At 54.6% G+C, this 23,683-nt stretch carries 23 protein-coding genes; 11 read left to right on the top strand and 12 right to left on the bottom strand.

Going from position 1 to position 23,683, the window contains the following annotated elements; genetic code table 11:
• Positions 1–61 precede the first annotated feature (61 nt).
• Positions 62–1,504 carry a 16S rRNA (cytosine(1407)-C(5))-methyltransferase RsmF gene (rsmF, locus tag QLG09_RS09400; protein ID WP_282488848.1) on the top strand — a complete coding sequence of 481 codons (1,443 nt, stop codon included), beginning with the start codon at positions 62–64 and terminating at the stop codon, positions 1,502–1,504.
• A 105-nt stretch (positions 1,505–1,609) separates the two neighbouring features.
• Complete coding sequence (locus tag QLG09_RS09395) at positions 1,610–1,849, top strand: YebV family protein (RefSeq protein WP_020883412.1); 240 nt, start codon at positions 1,610–1,612, stop codon at positions 1,847–1,849.
• A gap of 34 nt (positions 1,850–1,883) precedes the next feature.
• Here QLG09_RS09395 and pphA read toward each other — a convergent pair whose 3' ends face one another.
• The gene (pphA, locus tag QLG09_RS09390) at positions 1,884–2,528 is read right to left on the bottom strand and encodes a protein-serine/threonine phosphatase (protein WP_282488861.1); all 645 of its coding nucleotides are present in this window, start codon (positions 2,526–2,528) and stop codon (positions 1,884–1,886) included.
• A gap of 167 nt (positions 2,529–2,695) precedes the next feature.
• Here pphA and QLG09_RS09385 point away from each other — a divergent pair, with 167 nt between their 5' ends.
• On the top strand, positions 2,696–3,637 hold the full coding sequence (locus tag QLG09_RS09385; RefSeq protein WP_014170619.1) for a VirK/YbjX family protein: 942 nt from the start codon (positions 2,696–2,698) through the stop codon (positions 3,635–3,637).
• Between the two features lie 406 nt (positions 3,638–4,043).
• Here the strand turns inward: QLG09_RS09385 and QLG09_RS09380 are convergent, their stop codons facing one another.
• The 3 genes from QLG09_RS09380 to yobA are packed head-to-tail and all read right to left on the bottom strand — an operon-like array spanning position 4,044 to position 5,641.
• Positions 4,044–4,382, bottom strand: a complete 339-nt coding sequence (locus QLG09_RS09380) for a YebY family protein (RefSeq protein WP_049023011.1) — start codon at positions 4,380–4,382, stop codon at positions 4,044–4,046.
• Positions 4,383–4,398: 16 nt separating this feature from the next.
• A complete protein-coding gene (copD, locus tag QLG09_RS09375) occupies positions 4,399–5,268 on the bottom strand; it encodes a copper homeostasis membrane protein CopD (RefSeq protein ID WP_032678425.1) in 870 nt (289 codons plus the stop codon).
• A 1-nt stretch (position 5,269) separates the two neighbouring features.
• A complete protein-coding gene (gene yobA, locus QLG09_RS09370; RefSeq protein ID WP_049023010.1) occupies positions 5,270–5,641 on the bottom strand; it encodes a CopC domain-containing protein YobA in 372 nt (123 codons plus the stop codon).
• A 137-nt stretch (positions 5,642–5,778) separates the two neighbouring features.
• Here yobA and QLG09_RS09365 point away from each other — a divergent pair, with 137 nt between their 5' ends.
• The 3 genes from QLG09_RS09365 (at position 5,779) to exoX (ending at position 7,456) form a co-directional block, all read left to right on the top strand.
• Positions 5,779–6,009, top strand: a complete 231-nt coding sequence (locus QLG09_RS09365) for a DNA polymerase III subunit theta (protein ID WP_013096102.1) — start codon at positions 5,779–5,781, stop codon at positions 6,007–6,009.
• Between the two features lie 109 nt (positions 6,010–6,118).
• The gene (locus QLG09_RS09360; protein ID WP_049023009.1) at positions 6,119–6,769 is read left to right on the top strand and encodes a carbon-nitrogen hydrolase family protein; all 651 of its coding nucleotides are present in this window, start codon (positions 6,119–6,121) and stop codon (positions 6,767–6,769) included.
• Positions 6,770–6,793: 24 nt separating this feature from the next.
• Positions 6,794–7,456: an exodeoxyribonuclease X gene (gene exoX / locus QLG09_RS09355; RefSeq protein WP_014170626.1), complete on the top strand. Its 663-nt coding sequence runs from the start codon at positions 6,794–6,796 to the stop codon at positions 7,454–7,456.
• Here the strand turns inward: exoX and ptrB are convergent.
• A complete protein-coding gene (gene ptrB, locus QLG09_RS09350; protein ID WP_032678427.1) occupies positions 7,453–9,513 on the bottom strand; it encodes an oligopeptidase B in 2,061 nt (686 codons plus the stop codon). The genes exoX and ptrB overlap by 4 nt on opposite strands.
• Positions 9,514–9,598: 85 nt before the next feature.
• Positions 9,599–10,249: a tellurite resistance TerB family protein gene (locus QLG09_RS09345; RefSeq protein ID WP_014170628.1), complete on the bottom strand. Its 651-nt coding sequence runs from the start codon at positions 10,247–10,249 to the stop codon at positions 9,599–9,601.
• A gap of 170 nt (positions 10,250–10,419) precedes the next feature.
• Here QLG09_RS09345 and purT point away from each other — a divergent pair, with 170 nt between their 5' ends.
• Complete coding sequence (purT, locus tag QLG09_RS09340) at positions 10,420–11,598, top strand: formate-dependent phosphoribosylglycinamide formyltransferase (protein ID WP_049022587.1); 1,179 nt, start codon at positions 10,420–10,422, stop codon at positions 11,596–11,598.
• Positions 11,599–11,639: 41 nt separating this feature from the next.
• Here the strand turns inward: purT and kdgA are convergent, their stop codons facing one another.
• The 3 genes from kdgA to zwf all read right to left on the bottom strand — a co-directional run bounded on the left by kdgA (position 11,640) and on the right by zwf (position 15,842).
• Positions 11,640–12,281, bottom strand: coding sequence for a bifunctional 4-hydroxy-2-oxoglutarate aldolase/2-dehydro-3-deoxy-phosphogluconate aldolase (gene kdgA, locus QLG09_RS09335; protein ID WP_020883402.1), 642 nt, complete (start codon positions 12,279–12,281; stop codon positions 11,640–11,642).
• Positions 12,282–12,320: 39 nt separating this feature from the next.
• Complete coding sequence (gene edd, locus QLG09_RS09330; protein WP_014170631.1) at positions 12,321–14,132, bottom strand: phosphogluconate dehydratase; 1,812 nt, start codon at positions 14,130–14,132, stop codon at positions 12,321–12,323.
• A 234-nt stretch (positions 14,133–14,366) separates the two neighbouring features.
• Complete coding sequence (gene zwf, locus QLG09_RS09325) at positions 14,367–15,842, bottom strand: glucose-6-phosphate dehydrogenase (protein WP_020883401.1); 1,476 nt, start codon at positions 15,840–15,842, stop codon at positions 14,367–14,369.
• 357 nt (positions 15,843–16,199) lie between these two features.
• Here zwf and QLG09_RS09320 point away from each other — a divergent pair, with 357 nt between their 5' ends.
• A complete protein-coding gene (locus QLG09_RS09320; protein ID WP_025203851.1) occupies positions 16,200–17,069 on the top strand; it encodes a MurR/RpiR family transcriptional regulator in 870 nt (289 codons plus the stop codon).
• Between the two features lie 124 nt (positions 17,070–17,193).
• Complete coding sequence (gene pyk, locus QLG09_RS09315) at positions 17,194–18,636, top strand: pyruvate kinase (RefSeq protein WP_020883399.1); 1,443 nt, start codon at positions 17,194–17,196, stop codon at positions 18,634–18,636.
• A 55-nt stretch (positions 18,637–18,691) separates the two neighbouring features.
• On the opposite strand, the gene lpxM is transcribed toward pyk, so the two are convergent.
• From lpxM to znuA, 3 genes are all read right to left on the bottom strand, one after another.
• Complete coding sequence (gene lpxM / locus QLG09_RS09310) at positions 18,692–19,663, bottom strand: lauroyl-Kdo(2)-lipid IV(A) myristoyltransferase (RefSeq protein WP_079230847.1); 972 nt, start codon at positions 19,661–19,663, stop codon at positions 18,692–18,694.
• 119 nt (positions 19,664–19,782) lie between these two features.
• Positions 19,783–21,102 carry a murein DD-endopeptidase MepM gene (mepM, locus tag QLG09_RS09305; protein ID WP_014170636.1) on the bottom strand — a complete coding sequence of 440 codons (1,320 nt, stop codon included), beginning with the start codon at positions 21,100–21,102 and terminating at the stop codon, positions 19,783–19,785.
• A gap of 15 nt (positions 21,103–21,117) precedes the next feature.
• Positions 21,118–22,062, bottom strand: a complete 945-nt coding sequence (gene znuA / locus QLG09_RS09300) for a zinc ABC transporter substrate-binding protein ZnuA (RefSeq protein WP_025203849.1) — start codon at positions 22,060–22,062, stop codon at positions 21,118–21,120.
• A gap of 77 nt (positions 22,063–22,139) precedes the next feature.
• On the opposite strand from znuA, the gene znuC reads away from it, so the two are divergent.
• Together znuC and znuB are read left to right on the top strand one after the other, a co-directional pair.
• Positions 22,140–22,895, top strand: a complete 756-nt coding sequence (gene znuC, locus QLG09_RS09295) for a zinc ABC transporter ATP-binding protein ZnuC (protein WP_014170638.1) — start codon at positions 22,140–22,142, stop codon at positions 22,893–22,895.
• The gene (gene znuB, locus QLG09_RS09290) at positions 22,892–23,677 is read left to right on the top strand and encodes a zinc ABC transporter permease subunit ZnuB (RefSeq protein WP_032680775.1); all 786 of its coding nucleotides are present in this window, start codon (positions 22,892–22,894) and stop codon (positions 23,675–23,677) included. Before znuC ends, znuB begins: the two co-directional genes overlap by 4 nt.
• The last annotated feature ends 6 nt before the right edge of the window (positions 23,678–23,683 follow it).

Below are 23,683 nucleotides of genomic sequence, written 5' to 3'. Positions count from 1 at the left end.
GTCAACGCACCGGAGCCTTTATGTTACACTGCGCCCCTGAACTTTTCCCTGTGGTGTGCACGTGGCTCAAAACTCCGTATTTCTTCCTGAACAATTCCTGGCGCAGATGCGCGAGGCGCTTCCTTCTCACCTCTCGTTAGACGATTTTATCGCCGCCTGTCAGCGGCAGTTGCGCCGGAGTATTCGCGTCAACACGCTGAAAATAAGCGTCGCCGATTTTCTGGCGCTGGTCTCGCCGTATAACTGGCAACTGACGCCAGTACCGTGGTGTGCAGAGGGTTTTTGGATTGAACGGGATGACGAAGCGTCGTTGCCATTGGGCAGTACCGCAGAACATCTGAGTGGTCTGTTTTATATCCAGGAAGCCAGCTCGATGCTGCCGGTTGCCGCCCTGTTTGCGGATGATAATGCGCCAGAACGCGTCATGGATGTCGCTGCCGCGCCGGGCTCCAAAACCACGCAGATTGCCGCCAGGATGGGGAATCGCGGGGCCATTCTCGCCAACGAGTTTTCAGCCAGTCGCGTTAAAGTTCTGCACGCTAACATCAGCCGCTGCGGGATCCATAACGTTGCCCTGACGCACTTCGATGGCCGCGTATTTGGCGCAGCCCTGCCAGAAGCGTTTGATGCCATCCTGCTGGACGCGCCCTGCTCCGGCGAAGGGGTGGTGCGTAAAGATCCTGATGCGTTAAAAAACTGGTCTGTGGAGAGTAACCTTGAGATTGCCGCCACCCAGCGCGAACTGATCGACAGCGCCTTCCATGCCCTGCGTCCCGGTGGCACATTGGTTTATTCGACCTGCACCTTAAACCGTGACGAGAACGAGGACGTCTGTCTGTGGCTCAAGGCGCAATACCCTGATGCCGTCGAGTTCCTGCCGTTAAACGGCTTGTTCGCTTCAGCCAATGAAGCCGTCACGCCTGAAGGATTTCTGCACGTTTTCCCCCAGATTTATGACTGCGAAGGTTTTTTTGTCGCACGGTTGCGTAAAACGCAGGCGGTTGAGCCACTGCCAGCCCCGACGTTTAAGGTCGGCAATTTCCCCTTCGCCCCCATGAAAAGGCGTGAGGCGGAGCAAGTCACTACCGCCGCCGCTAAGGTCGGGCTTGCCTGGGATGACACATGCCATCTTTGGATTCGCGATAAAGAGATTTGGCTTTTCCCGGCAAATATTGAGCCGCTTATCGGCAAGGTACGTTTTTCCCGCATCGGGATCCGCCTGGCGGAAGTGCACAATAAAGGCTATCGCTGGCAGCATGAGGCTGTTATCGCCCTCGCCGGCAGCGAGAATACGTTCGCCCTGACGCACCAGGAAGCCGAAGAGTGGTACCGGGGCCGTGATGTATATCCGGACAACACGCCATCGCATGATGAAGTGGTGGTGACCTATCAGGGTTATCCGTTAGGGCTGGCGAAAAAGGTAGGCTCGCGACTGAAAAACAGCTATCCGCGAGAGCTGGTTCGTGATGGGCGATTGTTTACCGGTAACGATCGCACCGGCTGAAAAAAGCGCATTTTTTTACTGGCGATTTTGCTCTCCTTGTCTACGATCAAAAATGGATGCCCATACTGGTCATACCAGATTTTGACAACACACCCGGAGAGCAATATGACGAAAACCAGCGTGCGTATTGGCGCTTTCGAAATCGACGACGCAGAATTGCGCGGCGAAGCACAGGGCGAACGAACGTTAAGTATTCCCTGCAAATCCGACCCGGATTTGTGCATGCAACTGGATGCCTGGGATGCCGATACCAGCGTACCGGCAATACTTGATGGCGAACACTCAGTCCTTTACCGTGAGCATTACGATAGTCAATCCGATGCCTGGGTCATGCGTCTTGCCTGACCTAAAGAGAACCCGCCCGAAGGCGGGTTATTTATTACTGAAGCTGCGCCAGCGTAAAGTAACCATCGAAAACGGCGCCGGTATCAATGTAGTGCAGGTTATTAAAATCATACCGCCGGTCAAGTGGCGTATGTCCGAACCAGAAATGGTCCGCACCACCGATCCCCTGCCCTTTCCCGACCATAAACCCCATCAGCCGGTCGCGATCCCATAGTACGTGCCGGGCGCTTACGGGTTTTTGCCAGCGGTATTCCGCTGCGGGATAGTCAGCGTGAGCAATCACATTCAAACCGTTTGCACAGGTTATCTCGATTATGTGCGGCAGTTCCCGACACGCATTAAGTAACGTCAGCGCCAGCTGCTGCTGTGTGTGCTCAAGGCGGGTAAACCAAATTCCGCCATTCATTGTCCAGAGTGCGAAATCATTATTATCAAGGCTGTCGATAGCCATTTGTTCATGGTTGCCCCGTACTGCACGAAACCATTTTTCATTCATGAGCTGTAAACATTTAATACTGTCAGAGCCACGGTCAATTACATCCCCTACGGAAATAAGCAAATCCTCATAAGGATTAAAATGCCGGCGTTTCAGTTCATCCATGAGCCATTGATAACAACCATGTATGTCGCTGACAACCCAGACGTGCCGCCACTTCCCACCATCGATTCGCTGATACATAAAACCTCCTTGCTTAAGTATAGACGCAGCAGAAATTGCAGCTGACACGCACAGCATTCACAAAGCCAAACGAACGGTAAACCAAATGGAAATAAAGATCCGCGCGCTATTAATCCCTTTTTGCTGACTCTTTAGAATAAGGCATGAATTAAACGAGAGGTCTTAACGTGTCTAATATGCACCTGCACAACGATGTGTTCTATCCGCATCGCACAAATATCATTTCCGAGCTGGTGAAAGGAAAACGCGTTCCGGGTCCAATCTGGCAGAAGCGCGAGTATCGTCTGAAGTTCCTGCTGCGCTCGCTCCTGTTCTGGTCTTCCACCCATCGCGTGCTGGAAACGCTCTCAGGACGTGATGATTTTGACCGTCTGCTGGCCTCTCAAATTACCTTACCGAGTAAAACCCATCGGCAGTATCTGATGCGTGGCCTGACGGCCGGCGATCGGGCTGACGCTATCATCAGCCATTATCACTGGGTCGATAGCCTGAAAAATATCACCCTCGCCAACGCGCTGACCAGCCCGCAAGAGCAGACGATAGTGCAATTTCAGGCAAAAAACGACGCGACGTATACCGTGAGTGCCTCCTCTGCCGGCAAAGCCGAGCGGGAAGGTGAAAGCACGCTGTGGCTGCGCGACAGCGAGAATACCGTGCTCGCAAGCCTGACGTTTAGCGTCGCACGCAGCAACGGGCAGCGAGTGCTGGTGATTGGTGGGCTTCAGGGGCCACGTCGCAACGTCTCGCATGACGCCATTAAACTGGCGACCCGCGCCTGCCATGGCCTGTTTCCAAAACGCGTGCTGATGGAAGTGGTTTTCCAGCTGGCCGCACATTCATCCGTCCGGGCGATTTTTGCTGTTGGTGATGAGGGACACGTTTTCCGCGCACTGCGTTACCGCCTGAGCAAAGGCCGTCATTTCCACGCCAGCTATGACGAATTCTGGGCGAGTCTGGACGGTAAAAAAATCTCCCCCTTCTGCTGGCAGCTGCCGTTACAGATGGAGCGTAAATCCCTGGAAGATATCGCCAGTAAAAAACGGGCGGAATATCGCCGTCGCTTTGAACTGCTTGACTGCATTGAGGCTGAGGTGAAATCACGCTTTTAAGCGCGCTGAGAGCTTTCTTCAACTCTGCACAAAAATTTAACAAAACCGGCAAAAAGGGCTGGACTTACGCCTGCCGTTTTGTGATATGGTTGAAGGCGGATCACTGAACGTGTCCCTTCTGAGAGAGCCAGTGAAAGGAATAAATCGTTTGCTTTCAATCAGATAAAAAGAGACCGAATACGATTCCTGTATTCGGTCCAGGGAAATGGCTCTTGGGAGAGAGCCGTGCGCTAAAAGTTGGCATTAATGCAGGCTAAGTCGCCTTGCCTTTTAAGAATAGATGACGACGCCAGGTTTTCCAGTCCTCAGTTAAAGCGGCCGGAAAAAAAGCGTATGAGCATCATTAAAAGTGAAAAACCGCAGTGCTTTCGCAAGCATCTGCGGTTTTTTATTGGAAACCCGAAGATTAACAAAGCGTGTCTGCACGCTCGATAAACGGTGCCAGGCTCATCTTCTGACCTGGATGCGCGGGGTCATCAATCTGAATAACGCTGATTGGCTGTCCACTGCTTTTGCCGCTGGCGACCTGCTGTTCTGCGACATCATTTAAAGGGTATTGCACCAGCGTGCTTGGGTTAATCGCATACAAGGCGTGCCCCGGACGGCAGGTCAGCATCACCTCTTCGCGATTGAACGCCCATTTGTCCTTACCCACTTCAAAACGGCTGACGGTAATGACCTGTGGTGCGGCCAGGGCACTCCCCGTGCAGGCCAGCAAGAGGAGAGAAAGTAGTGTCTTTTTCATAGGATAGTTAACCTTGTCAGAAGGGTTCCCAGGTCGCGAACAGACTGACTGTAGCCAGCACCAGCGCACCCAGCACCACTTCTGCTTGTGTCATTCTGATAAATATTTGTTGTTCTCGCCCGCTTTGCGCACGAAACCGTGGCACCAGAAAATACCGATTTGCTAGCGCAATTACCACCATCAAAGCCACCAGCGCACATTTGAACAACAAAAATTGCACGTAACGGGCCTGCCAGGGAATATCGATACCCAGAATAAACAGCGCATTGAAAACGCCGGTAAGCACCACGCCTGCTACGGCGTAATGCCCCACGCGTGAGAAGCGCATCATGGTGTAGATTGCGGCAGGCTGCCACTGCCCTTTCGCCAGACGCATGCAAAACAGCAGCGGCAGTAATCCGCCAAGCCAGGTTGCGGCACATAACACATGAAGAGCGTGATTAAGACGCTGCAATGCGCCCACCGCGCCTTCGTTCATTGTCGCATGCCCTACTCCCGCCAGCAGGACGAACTGTCCCATGGCGAGCAGTAACAGCCGTGAGCCTTTATGCGGAGCCAGCCATGCTGTACCGGCAGTAAGGGCCGCGAGAATGATTTGCCACAGCCAGACGCTTCCAAACTGCGTCCCCAGCACGCTACGCCAGATGTCGGGGTTGACGACATCGCCCCAGCCATTCCCCATTAACCCGCCCTGAAGCGTAAACATCAGGAGCGCTGTCACCAGGCTGATTAACGCCGCCATTCTTTGCTGCGACTGAAAACGCCGGGACATGAGTCGTTGCAGAGAGGAAGGAGCAAACCAGACGCTATACAGCGCATTGCCAAAAATAAGCATTAACGCGCCGAAATGGAGAAAGCGCAGCCCTACGTAGCACATCGCCAGCATGCTATTTCACGCTAAAGTGATAACTGCCTTTTGTCTTGTGGCCGTCTACCGACACCACATGCCAGTCAACCTGGTAGGTTCCGGGCGTCAACTCGCGTTCCAGCGGCACATTCAACTGCGTCTTGTCTTTCTCGTCGCGTTTAACGGCACCGGTCCTGATGGTCTGCTTTTGTGCATCCGTCACCACCACACCGCTAAAACCGGGCTCAATACCTTCTGAAAACGTCAGCGTCAGCGTGCGCGGTGCCGTCACGAGGCTATCTGCTGCCGGAGTCTGTTGTTTAAGGTGAGCGTGCGCCAGCACGGAGGGTGACATCACGCAAGAGGCCAAAAAGACCAGTGCGCCTGCCGCGCGGGAAGAGGATAAACCCATCGCAATCATTCCTTTTTGTTATGCCTGTATGGCAAAGAATAACTCTGTATAATAAGCGAGTCGAGGATCATCCCACCTCTGCTTGTCATCGTCGAGCAATCGCGGTAACGTTGCCGCCGTCTAAAAAGGAGAAGGTAATGAAGATCAATCTGGCCGCCCTTCCTCAGGACGAGATGGATAAAGTGAATGTCGATCTCGCTGCCGCTGGCGTCGCATTTAAAGAGCGTTACAACATGCCCATCGTGGCTGAAGTGGTTGAACGTGAGCAACCTGCTCATCTGCGCGACTGGTTTCGCGAACGCTTAATTGCGCATCGTCTCGCCTCAGTTAACCTCTCTCGTTTACCATACGAACCTAAAGTTAAATAAGCTTAACGAGTCGTTACACTTCCTTACGCGGAATATGGCAGGATAAGAAAACCCTGGTTAAATTAGGTGTATTCTTAAATCACTGCGACTCTGTGTAAAGGAAGTCACGATGTCACAATGGAATATTGCTGCAGCCCAGTATGCCGGGCTGCACCACAGTGTAGATGAACATGTCGCGCACCATCTCCGTTTCATTGCCGAAGCGGTACGCCAGCAGTGCGATTTGCTGGTATTCCCGGAGCTCTCATTAACTGGCCCAGGGACAACAACGCTCCCCGCCCCTCCCGATGATAAACAGCTGGCCCCGTTGCTAAACGCCGCGAAATTATACCGGATCACTATTATTGCCGGGCTTCCGCTCGACGTGAATGGCCATCGTCAGAAAGGCCTTGCCCTTTTTACCCCTTCTCGCCATAGCATCCTGCGCTACCCTCAGGGTCGTGGTGCAAGCCTGATCCCGGGTGATAAACAGCTGACGATCATCGATGCACATGCTGATTCGCCAAATCTCGACCCACAGGCGACGCTGTTTACCAGCTGCCAGTCAGTGGGAGACAGCCGCTGGCGGCAATCCATCAGTACCCTGCAGCGATTCGCACACAAATATGCCATTGCGGTGTTAATGGCGAACGCGCGCGGCGGCAGCGCGTTATGGGATGAAAAAGGTCAGCTGATCGTCCGCGCGGACAAAGGTGAACTGCTATTGACCGGATCTCTTGGCAGACAGGGTTGGCAAGGCGATATCATTCCTTTAGGCTAGGCGTTTTAGGCTCAGGAGAGTTCAATGCTGCGCGTCATCGATACCGAAACCTGCGATCTTCAGGGCGGAATAGTGGAAGTGGCTTCTGTCGACGTGATTGATGGAAAAATAGTCAACCCAATGAGCCATCTGGTACGTCCCGACCGCCCGATCAGCCCGCAGGCAATGGCTATTCATCGCATTACAGAATCGATGGTGGCGGACAAACCGTGGATAGAAGAGGTGATACCCCATTATTACGGTAGCCCGTGGTACGTCGCGCACAACGCCAGTTTTGACCGCCGGGTGCTCCCCGACATGCCCGGAGAATGGATTTGCACGATGAAACTGGCGCGTCGTCTCTGGCCCGGGATTAAGTACAGCAATATGGCGTTGTACAAATCCCGTAAGCTGAGCGTCAGAACGCCGGAGGGTCTGCACCATCACCGCGCCCTGTATGACTGCTACATCACCGCCGCGTTACTCATTGATATTATGAATAACTCCGGCTGGACCCCTGATGATATGGCGACCATTACCGGGCGTCCGGCATTGCTGACTACCTTCACCTTTGGCAAATACCGCGGTCGGGCGGTTTCCGATATTGCGGATAAAGATCCGGGCTATCTGCGCTGGCTCTATAACAACCTCGATAAGATGAGCCCGGAACTGCGTTTAACGCTTAAGCACTATCTTGGCGAAGCTTAACGCTCCGCACGGCCTGGCAGCGTCTCCTGTGCCAGGCCAATCAAAAACGCATACTCCAGTGCCACACCTTCGTAAGATTTAAATCGTCCCGATTTCCCGCCGTGACCGGAGTCCATATCCGTGCACAGCAGCAGCAGGTTGTCGTCGGTTTTCAGTTCCCGCAGTTTCGCCACCCATTTTGCAGGCTCCCAGTATTGTACCTGTGAATCATGCAACCCGGTGGTTACCAGCATGTGCGGATACGCTTTCGCTTCCACATTGTCGTACGGGCTGTACTCTTTCATGTAGCGATAGTAGATCTCATCCTGCGGGTTGCCCCACTCTTCAAACTCTCCGGTCGTCAGCGGGATGGATTCATCCAGCATGGTCGTTACCACATCGACAAACGGCACCTGCGCAATAATCCCTTTAAAGCGTTCGGGACGCTGATTGATGACGGCCCCCATCAATAATCCTCCCGCGCTGCCGCCCATACCAAAGCAAAGCCCAGGATCGCCATAGCCCTGCTCAATCAACGCATCGCAGACGTCGAGATAATCATTGAAGGTATTTTTCTTTTTCAGGAATTTCCCGTCTTCATACCAGTGCTGACCCAACTCCCCGCCGCCGCGAACATGCGCAATGGCGAACACAAAACCGCGATCCAGCAGACTTAACCGGCTGCTGCTGAAATCAGCGTCCATGCTTGAGCCGTAGGAGCCGTAGCCGTAAACCAGAATCGGATTCTTACCTTTCTGGAAATGCGCCCGATGATAAACAAGCGAGACCGGCACCTCGACGCCATCACGGGCGGTAACCCACAGGTGTTCGCTTCGGTAGTTGTCGGAATCGAACCCTTTCACTTCGGACTGTTTAAGCACCTGACGTTGCCCGGTGTCCATATCCAGCTCAAAGAGCGTATCGGGCGTGGTCATAGACGAGTAGCCGTAGCGCAGACGCGACGATTCCGGCTCAGGATTAAACCCTATCCACGTAACATAGGCCGGGTCGTCAAACGCAATCCCGATCACTTCCCGCGTTTTGCGGTTAATTTGCCGCAGGCTGGTCAGCCCCCGCTGGCGCTCCTCAACCACCAGCCAGTCGGTGAACAGCGTAAACCCTTCGAGCATTACCTGCTCCCGGGCGGGGATTAATACTTCCCACTTGCGTTCATCGCGTACTTTGGTTTTGTAGAGGCCAAAGTTTTTACCCTCCCGATTAGAGCGCAGGTAAAAGCTGTGCTGGAAGTGATCGAGGCTGTATTCATGATCTTTGCGCCGCGGCAGGAAGCATAGCGGCTGCGCATCGGGTAGTTCGGCGTCCAGAAGCAGAACTTCAGAGGTTGTGGCGCTGGCCAGGAAGATAATCACATAGTGGCGGGACGAGGTTTTGTGCAGGCTGACATAAAACGTTTCGTCTTTCTCTTCGTAAACCAGTTCGTCGTCAGCAGAATCCGTCCCAACGGTATGGCGCCACACCTGGTAAGGCAGCAACGTGGAGGCATGCTTTTTGACGTAGTAGACCGTTTCGGAATCATTCGCCCAGACAAAGTCCGGCGAAACGTTATCCAGCATTTCCGGATACCAGTTACCGGTTTCCAGATTGCGAAAACGCAAACCGTACTGACGACGGGAGAGGTAATCCTCCGCCAGCGCCATAATGGTGTTATCGGGGGAGATGGACATGCCGCCGAGGGTATAAAACTCGCTATGGGCGGCGCGCTGGTTGGCATCCAGCAGGATGTCCCACTCATCCCATTCGGCGCATAACACCGACTGTCGCTGGTAGATGGGATACTCGTTGCCAGGTTCGTAGATATGGCGATATCGATAGCCATTTTTGGTCCAGGGCGCGGAAATATCGCGCTGGGGGATACGCTGCACCATTTCATTTAACAGCTGATCCTGCAACGCCTGCTGGCTGGACATGACCTTGCGGCCATAGTCGTTTTCCTCGTGCAGGTAGTCGAGCACTTCTGGCCGGGAACGGGAGTCGTCCCGCAGCCAGTAATAATTGTCTATACGCGTATCGCCATGCGTGGTGATCGCATAAGGAGTACGTCGGGCTTTCGGTGGCATGTCATCATTCTTTTGAGTTTTACACCCTATAAGGTTGGCAAAACCCACGCATGATGCAAGCGAAACATGGCTGCGACGGCGGCAGTTAGCCCTGTAACGCCCGTTTTTGCTCCTGAATATCCTTCTCGATCCCGTCCCGGACATCTTGTGGGATCTTCAGGGCATCACCCAGCGCATTGAGATAGCTGCGCTCCATAAAGTGATCGATATCGATGGCGGCACAGCTCAGAAAATAGAGCTCAAGCGCCTCTTCCTCATTTTTCACGCTTTGCGCCAGACGCTGCGGTTCGAGTGGCTGTTCGATGGCCTGCGCCACCAGCGCTCTGCCCTTTTCTTCGACACCGGCTTCGCGCAGTTGCTGCTCAATCGCCGATCGTTCCTGGTCATCAATGTGCCCGTCGCTTTTCGCCGCGAACACCAGCGCCAGGATGAGCCGTTCGGTACGCAGATCCAGCGGCGAGGTCTGCTCACCAAAGTGGGGTTCGTCGCTGTGCGCGGTCCGCACTCTGTCCTTGTATTTGTTCCACAGTACGGTACCCGCAATAGCGCCGCCGCCCGCCAGCAGCGCGCCGGTACCATACTTTGCCAGTAACTTACGCGAGGATTTATTGGCAACCAGCAGTCCAGCCAGCCCGCCAAGCGCCCCCGGTACCAGGAGTTTGCTCAGCCCCTGCTCGCCGGATGACGACGTTTTCTGTCCCAACATGGATTGCAATTGATTTAGCCAGCCTGACATGGTTTCCCTCACTTAACGGTGAATATGTCTCCCAGCGTAAGCGAGCAGGCGTCAGGAAATGTCTGCCACGGCTAAAGAAGCGCAAATTTCTTAACCGCTCTCGGGCCCTGAACAAGACAGACGCAAACGTTTACGTTTATAATGCGCGCAACTTTTTCAGGGGGATTGTTATGACTCGTTTAGGAACCGCGCTGCGACCTGCGGCGACGCGTGTGATGCTGTTAGGATCGGGCGAACTGGGTAAAGAGGTCGCCATTGAGTGCCAGCGTTTGGGCGTGGAAGTCATTGCAGTGGATCGTTACGCTGATGCACCTGCCATGCATGTCGCCCACCGTTCTTATGTGATCAATATGCTGGATGGCGATGCCCTGCGTACGCTGATTACGCAGGAGAAACCGGATTTTGTGGTACCCGAAATTGAAGCCATTGCCACCGATACGCTGATCGCCCTTGAGCAGGAAGGCCAGCGCGTGGTGCCCTGCGCAAAAGCGGCCAAACTGACCATGAACCGCGAAGGCATTCGTCGTCTGGCAGCTGAAGAGCTGGCTTTACCTACCTCAGGCTACCGTTTTGCCGGCGATAAAGCCGCTTTCCTGCAGGCTGTCGACGAAATTGGCTACCCATGCATCATTAAGCCCGTCATGAGTTCCTCCGGTAAAGGACAGAGCTTTATCCGCGACAGCAGCACTCTGGATAAGGCGTGGGAGTATGCCCAGCAGGGAGGACGTGCCGGTGCCGGTCGCGTGATTATCGAAGGCGTCGTAAAGTTTGATTTCGAAATCACGCTGCTGACGGTCAGCGCCGTTGATGGCGTCTATTTCTGCGATCCGATTGGCCACCGTCAGGAAGATGGCGACTATCGTGAGTCCTGGCAGCCGCAGCAGATGAGCGACCTGGCGCTGGTACGTGCGCAGGAAATTGCCCGTAAAGTGGTTCTGGCGCTGGGCGGTTACGGATTGTTTGGCGTGGAACTGTTTGTCTGCGGCGATGAGGTAATTTTCAGTGAAGTCTCCCCTCGCCCGCACGATACCGGGATGGTCACGCTGATTTCACAGGACCTTTCTGAATTCGCCCTGCATGTGCGCGCCTTCCTCGGCCTGCCCGTTGGCGGCATTCGTCAGTACGGCCCGGCGGCTTCGGCGGTGATCCTGCCGCAATTAACCAGCCAGAACGTCACCTTTGATAACGTCGAAGGGGCTATGGGTGCAGGCTTGCAGGTTCGTCTGTTCGGGAAACCGGAGATTGACGGCACGCGCCGCCTTGGCGTGGCGCTAGCGACCGGTGAAAACGTGGATGAGGCTGTGGCAAGAGCCAAAACAGCCGCCGCGAATGTGAAGGTTGCAGGATAAAAAAAACGGGCCAGCAGGCCCGTTTTTCATACTGTCTTCGCTTACTGCTTCGCGCCTTCAACCGCTTCGCGAGCCAGTTTAGTGATGCGATCCCAGTCGCCTGCTTCCAGCGCATCCGCAGGAACCAGCCATGAGCCGCCGATGCACAGGACACTTTTCAGCGCCAGGTAGTCACGGTAGTTTGCCGGAGAGATACCGCCCGTCGGGCAGAAGCGAACCTGAGAGAATGGACCCGCAATAGCCTGCAGCGCTTTGGTGCCGCCGTTAGCTTCAGCCGGGAAGAATTTGAACTCTTTCAGACCGTAATCCATACCCATCATAAGTTCAGATACGGTGCTGATACCCGGGATCAGAGGGATCGTGCCTTCAGTTGCAGCTTTCAGCAGCGGCTCGGTCAGGCCAGGGCTGATAGCAAACTGCGCGCCCGCTTCGGTCACGTCAGCCAGCTGCTGTGCGTTGAGTACGGTACCCGCACCGATGATCGCGTCCGGCACTTCTTTGGCGATAGCGCGAATAGCGTCCATCGCGCAGGCGGTACGCAGGGTCACTTCCAGAACACGAACACCACCCGCGACCAGGGCTTTCGCCATCGGGACAGCATGTTCCAGCTTGTTCACCACGATTACCGGCACGACAGGGCCAGTGGTCAGGATTGCTTCTGCACTTGTTTTCCAGTTTTTCATCAGAGTTTTCTCTCGCCAGATCGATAAAATCAAGTCGTCTTAAAACGTAATACAGGTTGCGCCCTGCTCCGCACCGGAGAGTTTCTCACGCAGCGCGCCAAACATTTCGCGTCCGGTTCCCACGCGCGATGCGCTCAGGTCAGGAATATGTGGCTTACGTGCCGCCAGTTCAGCGTCATCCACCAGCAGGGTTAACTCACCTGTCTGACCGTTGACGCGGATCATGTCTCCATCACGAACTTTCGCCAGCAAACCGCCGTCGTAAGCTTCCGGGGTCACGTGGATGGCAGAAGGCACTTTACCTGATGCGCCAGAGAGGCGTCCATCGGTCACTAACGCAATTTTGAAACGGCGGTCCAATAATACACCAAGTGGCGGCATAAGTTTATGTAATTCTGGCATGCCGTTCGCTTTTGGCCCCTGATGGCGCACCACAACGACGCAATCTTTGTCGAGCAGACCGGCATCAAACGCAGGCAAAACGTCATGCTGGCTTTCAAACACCACGGCCGGCGCTTCGATAATCTGGTTCTCTTCCGGTACGGCGGAGGTTTTCATCACCGCACGCCCCAGGTTACCGCTGAGCACTTTGGTGCCGCCGTGACGAGAGAACGGTTGTTCAAAGGTGGCGATAACCTGTGCGTCAAGCGAGGCGGTGGCGCCTTCACGCCAGTCAAGCTCACCGTTATTGAGCCACGGCTCATGGGTATAACGCTGCAGACCAAAGCCCGCCACGGTGTTCACATCTTCATGCAGCAGACCGCCTTTCAGCAGCTCGCGCATCAGCACCGGCACGCCACCGGCAGCCTGGAAGTGGTTGATGTCAGCCGGGCCGTTCGGGTACAGGCGCGCCATCAGTGGCACCACAGACGAGATATCAGAGAAATCATCCCAGTTAATCAGGATGCCCGCCGCACGCGCCATCGCCACCAGATGCATGGTATGGTTGGTTGAGCCGCCGGTTGCCAGCAGCGCAACGATACCGTTGACGATCACTTTCTCGTCGACCATTTTACCCAGCGGCATCCACGCGTTGCCGTTACCGGTCAGACGCGTTACCTGGCGAGCAGCTGCTTCAGTCAGGGCCTTACGCAGTGGCGCATCCGGTTGAATGAAAGAGGACCCAGGAAGCTGCATCCCCATAAATTCCACCACCATCTGGTTGGTGTTGGCCGTACCGTAGAAAGTACAGGTACCCGGCGCATGGTAGGAGGCGGCTTCCGCTTCCAGCAGTGCCTGACGGTCTGCTTTACCTTCCGCATACAGCTGACGGATACGCACTTTTTCTTTGTTTGGCAGGCCGCTTGCCATCGGACCTGACGGCACGAAGATCGCAGGCAGATGACCAAACGACAGCGCTGCCATGGCCAGCCCCGGGACGATTTTATCGCACACGCCGAGGTACAGCGCGCCATCAAACATATTGTGAGACAGGCCCACTGCGGCCGACATCGCAATCACTTCGCGGCTCAGCAGAGAGAGCTCCATCCCATCCTGACCCTGCGTCACGCCGTCGCACATGGCTGGCACGCCGCCCGCGACCTGGCCTACCGCATTGACGCTGTGCAGCGCTTTACGGATGATCTCCGGATACACTTCGTACGGCTGATGCGCAGAAAGCATGTCGTTGTAGGAGGTAATGATGGCGATATTGTTACGCAGCATGCTTTTCAGCGAGGCTTTATCGTCGGGCTGGCAGGCGGCGAAACCGTGCGCCAGGTTACCGCAGGCGAGTTGTGAGCGATGAACGGTATTACTTTTAGCCTGTTCAATCCGGGCGAGGTAGGCAGAACGGGTCTCTTTCGAGCGCTCAATAATGCGTTGTGTTACGCGTAACAATGTCGGATTCATAAAAGCTCCTCTAATTTATCTGTCCGGGCTCGGGAGTTTACAAAGTCGCTGGCGATTATTAACAACGCTGAAACGCTTGCTGTCCGGAGCTCAGGGGCAAAATCACTTCCGGCAGTGTAATAAAAAAAGCTCCGCGGGTGAATCCACGCGGAGCTTAAAAGTTTATAAATTGTGCCACGAACTGTGTTAGATCATGTTACCGGTAAAATAACACCTAAGAGGCAGCTGATAATTTTACTCAAACTCATTCCAGGAGCGGCCATCACGGGTGATCATCGCGACGGACGCGACAGGCCCCCAGGTGCCCGCCTGATACGGTTTTGGCGCATCCTGATCCGCAGCCCAGGCTTCGGTGATGGAGTCGACCCATTTCCACGCCTCTTCCACTTCATCACGACGCACGAACAGCGCCTGGATACCGCGCATGGTTTCCAGCAGCAGACGCTCGTAAGCATCGGCAAGGTGCGTCTGATTGAACGTTTCGGAGTAGCTCAGGTCCAGCTTAGTGGTCTGCAGGTTATGTTTATGATCCAGGCCCGGCACTTTGTTCAGGATCTGGATGTCCACCCCTTCGTCTGGCTGCAGACGAATGGTCAGTTTGTTCTGCGGCAGCTCCTGCCAGGACTCTTTGAACAGGTTGAGTTCAGGGTTTTTGAAGTAAACGACAACTTCAGAGCATTTGGTCGGCAGACGTTTACCGGTACGCAGGTAGAACGGAACGCCCGCCCAGCGCCAGTCATCGATATCCACGCGGATCGCCACAAACGTCTCGGTATTACTCGCCTTGTTGGCACCCTCTTCTTCCAGGTAGCCCGGCACTTTTTTACCCTGAGCAAACCCTGCGGTGTACTGACCGCGTACCGTTTTCTCACGCACGTTTGAGCGATCGATGCGACGCAGCGACTTCAGCACTTTCACTTTAGCATCACGGATGCTGTCCGCCGTCAGGTCAGACGGTGGAGACATGGCAATCATGCAAAGGATTTGCAGCAGGTGGTTCTGGATCATGTCGCGCATCTGACCGGCCTGGTCAAAGTAACCCCAGCGGCCTTCAATCCCCACCTCTTCGGCCACGGTGATTTCCACATGGTCGATGGTACGGTTGTCCCAGTTATTCACAAACAGGGAGTTGGCAAAACGCAGCGCCAGCAGGTTCAGTACCGTCTCTTTACCGAGATAGTGGTCGATACGGTAGACCTGGCACTCTTCGAAGTACTCGCCGACCTGGTCGTTAATTTCGCGTGAGGTTGAAAGAGAGGTCCCCAGCGGTTTCTCCATCACCACGCGTGCCGGTTTAGCGTTCAGCTTCGCTTCGCCCAGGCCTTTGCAGATTGCACCGAAAGTGCTTGGCGGCATGGCGAAGTAGTTAATGGTGACACGGTTTTTCTGATCCAGCATCGCGCCTAAACGGTTAAACGCGCTGACGTCGTTCACGTCCAGGTTACAGAAATCAAGACGTCCGCTGAGGGTATCCCACAAACTTTCATCAATCTTTTCCTTCATGAAAGTTTCGAGCGCCTCGCGTACGACCTTGGTATAAGCTTCCTTGTCCCAGTCGGCGCGCCCAACGCCCAGGATACGCGTATCCGGATGAATTTGGCCCGCTTTCTCCAGTTGATACAGGGAAGGCAGCAATTTCCGGCGTGCAAGATCGCCTTTCGCGCCGAAAATGACCAGGTCACATGCCTGGGCTGTTTGCGTTACCGCCATGTCATTCTCCTCAGTTGGATCACCTGGTACTTCTGCCAGGTATCGTTGTAATTTTATTACGTTGCACTGTACTGCTTTTACGTCATTCCCGAAACCATTAGCGCTTAACCTCGCGTGCGATACCGCGATTTTTTCGCCGTCAGACGCGTGTGGTGGCGGAATCACGCAAAAAGCGTTGATTCTTTGAACTACAGGGTCATAACAAAACCCGACACCGATCAAGTAATGAAAAAAAACAACAACATTATCTTGTCGACTGTTACCCTTTATGGAAGCCACAGGGGTAATATCGGCTAAATCGAATCATGATTTCATGTATTAATGAAATCGTTTCCACCCATGAGCGCCCTGTTAACAATGAACATGCTGGAAAAAATCCAGTTCCAACTGGAACACCTTAGCAAATCCGAGCGAAAAGTGGCCGAAGTCATTCTTGCTGCTCCTGCTCAGGCGATTCATTCAAGCATCGCCGCTCTGGCGCAGGAGGCAGGCGTCAGCGAACCGACGGTTAACCGCTTCTGCCGTAGCCTTGAAACGCGCGGCTTTCCTGATTTTAAACTGCATCTTGCACAAAGTCTGGCAAACGGCACGCCTTATGTTAATCGCAATGTGGATGAAGACGACAGTGTTGATGCCTATACGGCAAAAATATTTGAGTCGGCCATGGCTACGCTGGACCACGTTCGCCAGTCCCTGGATATGAATTCCGTGAACCGCGCGGTGGATTTACTGACCCAGGCCAAGCGCATTGCGTTCTTTGGCCTCGGCTCGTCGGCGGCCGTGGCGCATGACGCCATGAATAAATTCTTCCGCTTTAACGTCCCGGTCATTTATTCCGATGACATTGTCCTGCAACGCATGAGCTGTATGAATTGCAGTGAAGATGATGTCGTGGTACTCATTTCGCACACTGGGCGCACCAAAAGCCAGGTGGAGCTGGCGCAACTGGCGCGTGAAAACGATGCCATGGTTATTGCCCTCACGACGGCGGGCACGCCGCTGGCAAGAGAAGCGACGCTCGCCATCACCCTTGATGTCCCGGAAGACACCGACATGTATATGCCGATGGTCTCCCGTCTGGCGCAGCTCACGGTGATTGACGTGCTGGCAACCGGTTTCACCCTGCGCCGTGGCGCAAAATTCAGAGATAACTTGAAGCGTGTCAAGGAAGCGCTTAAGGAATCGCGTTTTGATAAAGAATTGCTTATGAAAAGCGATGTTCCCTAAATAGTTTAATAACTACGATGTAACGATTTACGGCATTCGGTCCTCTCTCTGTTGCCTTGCAGCAGATGAAGGCCGATTTAATGTTCACGCAACACCAAAGTTGTTTCAGTCAACGGAGTATTACATGTCCAGAAGGCTTCGCAGAACCAAGATCGTAACCACCTTAGGCCCGGCCACTGACCGCGATAACAATCTCGAGAAAATTATCGCCGCGGGTGCCAACGTGGTGCGTATGAACTTCTCTCACGGTACGCCAGAAGACCATAAATTACGTGCCGACAAAGTGCGTGAAATTGCGGCCAAACTTGGCCGTCATGTTGCTATCCTCGGGGACCTGCAGGGTCCAAAAATTCGTGTTTCAACCTTCAAAGAAGGTAAAGTCTTCCTCAATATCGGCGACAAATTCCTGCTTGATGCCAACCTGGGTAAAGGCGAAGGCGATAAAGAAAAAGTTGGGATCGACTATAAAGGTCTGCCGGCTGATGTTGTGCCTGGCGATATCCTGCTGCTCGACGACGGTCGCGTTCAGCTGAAAGTGCTGGAAGTTCAGGGGATGAAGGTATTCACCGAAGTCACCGTCGGGGGCCCGCTCTCAAACAACAAAGGCATTAACAAACTCGGCGGTGGCCTCTCAGCCGAAGCGCTGACCGATAAAGACAAAGCGGATATCGTGACCGCTGCGCTGATTGGCGTTGACTACCTGGCCGTCTCCTTCCCGCGCTGTGGCGAAGACCTGAACTACGCGCGCCGTCTGGCACGTGATGCGGGCTGTGATGCCAAAATCGTTGCTAAAGTGGAACGTGCGGAAGCCGTTTGCGATCAGGACGCGATGGATGACGTGATTCTGGCCTCTGACGTGGTGATGGTTGCCCGTGGCGATCTGGGCGTGGAAATTGGCGACCCTGAGCTGGTGGGGATCCAGAAAGCACTGATCCGCCGTGCACGTCAGCTTAACCGTGCCGTGATCACCGCAACCCAGATGATGGAATCCATGATCACCAACCCAATGCCGACCCGTGCAGAGGTGATGGACGTGGCTAACGCCGTGCTGGACGGTACCGATGCCGTAATGCTTTCTGCAGAAACCGCAGCCGGCCAGTATCCTGCTGAAACCGTAGCCGCGATGGCACGCGTTTGCCTGGGTGCTGAAAAGATCCCAAGCATCAACGTCTCTAAACACCGTCTTGACGTGCAGTTCGACAACGTGGAAGAAGCGATTGCGATGTCTGCCATGTACGCCGCTAACCACCTGAAAGGCGTAACGGCGATTATCACCATGACCGAATCTGGCCGTACCGCGTTGATGACCTCCCGTATCAGCTCCGGTCTGCCCATCTTCGCCATGTCTCGCCACGAGCGTACGCTGAACCTGACGGCGCTGTATCGCGGTGTCACGCCGGTTCACTTCGACAGCACCAACGACGGTGTCGCGGCTGCCCACGACGCCGTGAACCTGCTGCGTGACAAAGGCTATCTGGTCTCCGGTGATATCGTGATTGTGACTCAGGGTGACGTGATGAGCACCATCGGCTCGACCAATACCACTCGCGTATTGACCGTCGAGTAAGCACACCCCTGTTAAAAAGCCCGCTCTTTTCGGAGCGGGCTTTTTTTATTTCTGCTTATTTCTTCGGGAAAAGCTCTTTGCGTTTGTATGGCTCTGTTTCACCGGGCTTACGCGTTTTGAGCAACTTCAGTATCCACGTGTATTGCTCAGCATGCGGTCCCACCAGAATCTCGACCTCTTCGTTCATTCGACGCGCAATGGTGTGATCGTCCGCCGTCAGTAAATCATCCATCGGTGGACGCACTTCAATGCTCAGGCGATGAGTTTTCCCGTCGTATACCGGAAACAGCGGAATGACGCGCGCACGGCAGACTTTCATCAGGCGGCCAATCGCCGGCAACGTGGCTTTATACGTCGCGAAGAAATCCACAAACTCACTGTGCTCGGGGCCGTGGTCCTGATCCGGCAGATAGTAACCCCAGTAGCCCTGACGCACGGACTGTATAAACGGTTTGATGCCATCATTACGCGCATGCAGACGGCCACCAAAACGGCGACGCACGGTGTTCCAGACGTAATCAAAGATCTTATTGCCCTGGTTATGGAACATTGCCGCCATTTTCTGCCCCTGTGACGCCATCAGCATCGCAGGAATATCCACGCCCCAGCCGTGAGGAACGAGGAAGATCACCTTCTCGTTGTTGCGGCGCATCTCTTCGATAATTTCCAGCCCTTTCCAGTCAACACGCGTCTGAACTTTCTCCGGCCCTTTGAGCGCCAGTTCGGCCATCATTGCCATGGCCTGAGGCGCGGTCGTATACATGTCGTCAATCAGCGCTTCGCGCTCGGCGTCACTCTTCTCCGGGAAACAGTACAGGAGGTTAATCTGCGCACGGCGACGGGCACTTTTACCAAACCGGCCCGCCAGGCGGCCTATTTTTCCCAGTACCGGATCGCGAACCGAGGCAGGTAACATCGCAACCCCCGCAAATGCGTAAACGCCAAGCCAGGCACTCCAGTTGCGCGGGTGGCGAAAAGATTTTTCAAACTCAGGAATGTACTCAATATTGTTTTTTTGGGTTTCCATGCTGGTTCCAGGGTCTGGTGACGCAAAATTTCATTCAGATAGTGTAGCGAGGCAGCCGCTCGCGCACAAAACAAAAAGCCGGCACATACTGAGGCCGGCTTTTTCACAAAACAGAGGGCTTAATCAAAGCGCAGCTGCGGAATCACCTCTTTCACCTGCGCCAGGTAATCGGAACGATCTTTACCTGTCAGGCCTTCGGTACGCGGCAGTTTCGCCGTAAGCGGGTTCACTGCCTGTTGGTTAATCCACACCTCATAGTGCAAATGCGGCCCGGTAGAGCGCCCGGTATTCCCGGAGAGCGCGATACGGTCGCCACGTTTCACTTTCTGGCCCGGCTTAACCAGCAGCTTACGCAGGTGCATATAGCGGGTGGTGTAGGTACGACCATGACGCACTGCGACATAATACCCGGCTGCACCGCTGCGTTTCGCAATCACCACTTCGCCATCACCCACAGCCAGCACAGGTGTCCCCTGCGGCATGGCAAAGTCAACGCCACGGTGCGGCGCAACACGCCCGGTTACCGGGTTCAAACGGCGCGGGTTAAAGTTGGATGAGACACGGAATTGTTTAGCCGTCGGGAAGCGCAGGAAGCCCTTCGCAAGCCCGGTACCGCTGCGGTCGTAGAACTTACCGTCTTCGGCACGAATGGCGTAGTAATCTTTGCCATCAGAGCGCAGACGCACACCCACCAGCTGGCTCTGCTCACGCTTGCCGTCAAGCATTTCACGGGACATGAGAACGGAGAATTCATCGCCTTTCTTCAGTTTGCGGAAGTCCATTTGCCACTGCATGGCTTTGATTACCGAGCTGATCTCGGCGCTGGTCAGCCCCGCATCGCGCGCGCTGGAGACAAAGCTTGCGCCTACGGTCCCTTTCATCACGCTGTTCACCCAGTCGCCTTTCTGCATTTCACTGGTCATTTTGAAACCGTTTGCAGTGCGATCGTAGGTGCGGGTTTCGCGACGGGACATTTCCCAGGTCAGGCGTTGCAGATCGCCATCAGCGGTTAACGTCCAGGAGAGCTGTTGACCAATTTTCAGATTACGAAGATCTTTATCCGCCGCCGCCAGCTGGCTGATGTTTCCCATGTCGATACCGTACTGGTTCAGAACGCTGCTTAACGTATCACCCGTCGAAACGACATATTCGTGGATCCCCGCTTCATTCTCGGTTTTATCGTCCAGCTCATCCTGCGGGATGGCTTCATCTTCCTGAGCCGCCTGGTCGATAGGTTCACTGGCCTCAGGGAGGAGAGAGCGGATCTCGCTCTTCTCAAGCTCGATGGTTTTGATGATTGGGGCAGAACTCGGATGGTAAACATAGGGCCGCCAGACGGCGACCGCTAACGTGAGAACTGTAAGAGACCCCAGCATAACGCGATGGGGTCGAGGCAGATTGTTAAATGCCAGGGCGACAGAGCGGGCTATCTGTTGCACGTATTCACTTCCTCGTTAATCTCCTTTCAGGCAGCTCGCATACTGGTTCGCCAGTTGGCTGAGAAACTGCGAATAGCTCGCTTTGCTCAACTGGATATTCGTTCCTAGCGGGTCAAGGGTTCCCATGCGCACGGATGTTCCCCTGGCCACGGCTTCTACGACCGCTGGCCTGAACTGTGGCTCAGCAAAAACGCATGTCGCTTTCTGCTCAACCAACTGTGTTCTGATTTCATGTAAACGCTGCGCACCAGGTTGAATTTCAGGGTTGACGGTAAAGTGCCCCAGCGGGGTCAGGCCGTAGTGTTTCTCGTAATAGCCATAGGCGTCATGAAAAACGAAATACCCTTTTCCTTTCAACGGTGCGAGCTCATTACCCACCTGCTTATCGGTTGCGGCTAATTGTGCCTCAAAATCCTTCAGGTTGGCGTCTAGTTTGGCTCGACTTTGCGGCATAAGTTCCACTAATTTGTCATGGATTGCAACCGCCGAAAGCCGCGCTATCTCTGGGGATAGCCAAAGGTGCATGTTGTACTCGCCGTGATGGTGATCCCCATCACCTTTTTCGCCGTCGGCGTGTCCGGCATCATGTTCATCACCGTCGTCGTCAGCCCCTTTCATGAGCAACGGTTTCACGCCCGGGAGTTCGGCAATGGCGACCTGTTTTTCGCCCGGCACCTGTTTTGCCGACTTCTGCATAAACGCTTCCATCTCTGGACCAATCCAGACAACTAAGTCCGCGTTTTGTAAGCGTTTTACATCAGATGGACGCAGGGAATAATCATGCTCGGAAGCCCCATCAGGGAGCAGAACCTGGGTGTCAGTGACCCCATCTGCAATCGCGGAAGCAATGAAACCGAGCGGTTTAAGCGAAGCGACAACAGCAGCGTTAACATCTTGTGCTGTTGAACCCCAAAGGGCAGCGGATAATGCTGCGAAAAGAAGCGTATTTTTATGTAACATAATGCGACTAATCATCGTAATGAATGCGTGGGATGTGATATTATAACATTCGTTGACTTCTGCAAGCTTAAATTGACATGACGACTTTGGTTTCTCTCGACAATATTTCGGTCTCATTTGGCCAACGCCGCGTCCTCTCTGACGTGTCGCTGGATCTGAAACCCGGCAAAATTCTGACGCTGCTCGGCCCCAATGGCGCAGGGAAATCCACCCTGGTGCGCGTGGTGCTGGGTCTGGTAACACCTGACGAAGGGGTTATCCGCCGTGAGGAAAAATTACGCATCGGCTATGTGCCGCAAAAACTCCACCTCGACGCCACACTGCCGCTGACGGTTAGCCGCTTCCTGCGTCTGCGCCCCGGGACACATAAAGCCGATATTCTTCCGGCGCTGAAACGCGTGCAGGCAGGCCATCTGATTGATGCCCCGCTGCAGAAACTGTCCGGCGGTGAAACCCAGCGCGTATTGCTTGCCCGCGCCCTGTTGAGCAGCCCACAGCTTCTGGTGCTGGATGAGCCGACGCAGGGTGTGGACGTCAATGGTCAGGTCGCACTTTACGATTTAATCGACCAACTACGCCGCGAACTCAACTGTGCGGTGCTGATGGTTTCCCACGATCTCCATCTGGTGATGGCCAAGACCGACGAAGTGCTGTGCCTTAACCATCACATCTGCTGTTCCGGCACGCCGGAAGTGGTGTCAATGCACCCTGAATTCATCTCCATGTTCGGCCCTCGCGGCGCTGAGCAGCTGGGAATTTATCGCCATCATCACAATCACCGCCATGATTTACAGGGACGAATTGTCCTGCGCCGGGGAAATGGACACTCATGATTGAACTGTTACTGCCCGGCTGGCTGGCCGGGATTATGCTTGCCTGCGCCGCGGGCCCGCTGGGCTCGTTTGTGGTGTGGCGCAGAATGTCCTATTTTGGCGATACGCTGGCACACGCGTCTCTGCTGGGCGTTGCCTTTGGCCTGTTACTGGACGTGAATCCCTTCTACGCGGTGATTGTGGTCACGCTGCTGCTGGCCGCAGGGCTGGTATGGCTGGAAAAGCGCCCTCACCTCGCCATCGATACGCTGCTTGGTATTATGGCCCACAGCGCCCTGTCGCTGGGTCTGGTGGTCGTGAGCCTGATGTCGAACATTCGTGTTGATCTGATGGCCTACCTGTTCGGTGACCTGCTGGCCGTGACGCCTGAAGATCTGATCTCCATCGCCGGTGGTGTGGTGGTCGTGCTGGGTATTCTGCTCTGGCAGTGGCGTAATTTGCTGGCAATGACCGTCAGCCCGGATCTGGCGTTTGTCGACGGCGTGAAGCTGCAGCGCGTGAAGCTGTTGCTGATGCTGGTGACGGCGTTAACGATTGGTGTGGCGATGAAATTCGTCGGCGCGCTGATCATCACTTCCCTGCTGATTATCCCCGCGGCCACTGCGCGTCGTTTTGCCCGTACGCCGGAGCAAATGGCCGGTGTCGCGGTTATCATCGGGATGATTGCGGTAACGGGAGGGTTAACCTTCTCGGCGTTCTACGATACCCCTGCCGGCCCGTCTGTGGTGCTGTGTGCGGCGCTGCTGTTTATCTTCAGTATGATGAAGAAGCCTGCAAGCTGATCGCCT

Origin of the sequence: Enterobacter sp. V89_11, from assembly GCF_029967775.1 — a bacterium.
GTDB lineage: Bacteria > Pseudomonadota > Gammaproteobacteria > Enterobacterales > Enterobacteriaceae > Enterobacter > Enterobacter ludwigii.
This window is presented reverse-complemented; position numbering and strand designations above follow the sequence as displayed.

Bases quoted from the DNA above. Each gene is read 5' to 3' on its own strand.
- znuA (WP_025203849.1), bottom strand. From the start codon at position 22,062: ATGTTACATAAAAATACGCTTCTTTTCGCAGCATTATCCGCTGCCCTT.
- pyk (WP_020883399.1), top strand. From the start codon at position 17,194: ATGTCCAGAAGGCTTCGCAGAACCAAGATCGTAACCACCTTAGGCCCG.
- purT (WP_049022587.1), top strand. From the start codon at position 10,420: ATGACTCGTTTAGGAACCGCGCTGCGACCTGCGGCGACGCGTGTGATG.
- exoX (WP_014170626.1), top strand. From the start codon at position 6,794: ATGCTGCGCGTCATCGATACCGAAACCTGCGATCTTCAGGGCGGAATA.
- pphA (WP_282488861.1), bottom strand. From the start codon at position 2,528: ATGTATCAGCGAATCGATGGTGGGAAGTGGCGGCACGTCTGGGTTGTC.
- QLG09_RS09365 (WP_013096102.1), top strand. From the start codon at position 5,779: ATGAAGATCAATCTGGCCGCCCTTCCTCAGGACGAGATGGATAAAGTG.
- QLG09_RS09380 (WP_049023011.1), bottom strand. From the start codon at position 4,382: ATGAAAAAGACACTACTTTCTCTCCTCTTGCTGGCCTGCACGGGGAGT.
- znuB (WP_032680775.1), top strand. From the start codon at position 22,892: ATGATTGAACTGTTACTGCCCGGCTGGCTGGCCGGGATTATGCTTGCC.
- lpxM (WP_079230847.1), bottom strand. From the start codon at position 19,663: ATGGAAACCCAAAAAAACAATATTGAGTACATTCCTGAGTTTGAAAAA.
- QLG09_RS09345 (WP_014170628.1), bottom strand. From the start codon at position 10,249: ATGTCAGGCTGGCTAAATCAATTGCAATCCATGTTGGGACAGAAAACG.
- kdgA (WP_020883402.1), bottom strand. From the start codon at position 12,281: ATGAAAAACTGGAAAACAAGTGCAGAAGCAATCCTGACCACTGGCCCT.
- yobA (WP_049023010.1), bottom strand. From the start codon at position 5,641: ATGGGTTTATCCTCTTCCCGCGCGGCAGGCGCACTGGTCTTTTTGGCC.
- ptrB (WP_032678427.1), bottom strand. From the start codon at position 9,513: ATGCCACCGAAAGCCCGACGTACTCCTTATGCGATCACCACGCATGGC.
- znuC (WP_014170638.1), top strand. From the start codon at position 22,140: ATGACGACTTTGGTTTCTCTCGACAATATTTCGGTCTCATTTGGCCAA.
- edd (WP_014170631.1), bottom strand. From the start codon at position 14,132: ATGAATCCGACATTGTTACGCGTAACACAACGCATTATTGAGCGCTCG.
- copD (WP_032678425.1), bottom strand. From the start codon at position 5,268: ATGCTGGCGATGTGCTACGTAGGGCTGCGCTTTCTCCATTTCGGCGCG.
- zwf (WP_020883401.1), bottom strand. From the start codon at position 15,842: ATGGCGGTAACGCAAACAGCCCAGGCATGTGACCTGGTCATTTTCGGC.
- QLG09_RS09320 (WP_025203851.1), top strand. From the start codon at position 16,200: ATGAACATGCTGGAAAAAATCCAGTTCCAACTGGAACACCTTAGCAAA.
- QLG09_RS09395 (WP_020883412.1), top strand. From the start codon at position 1,610: ATGACGAAAACCAGCGTGCGTATTGGCGCTTTCGAAATCGACGACGCA.
- QLG09_RS09360 (WP_049023009.1), top strand. From the start codon at position 6,119: ATGTCACAATGGAATATTGCTGCAGCCCAGTATGCCGGGCTGCACCAC.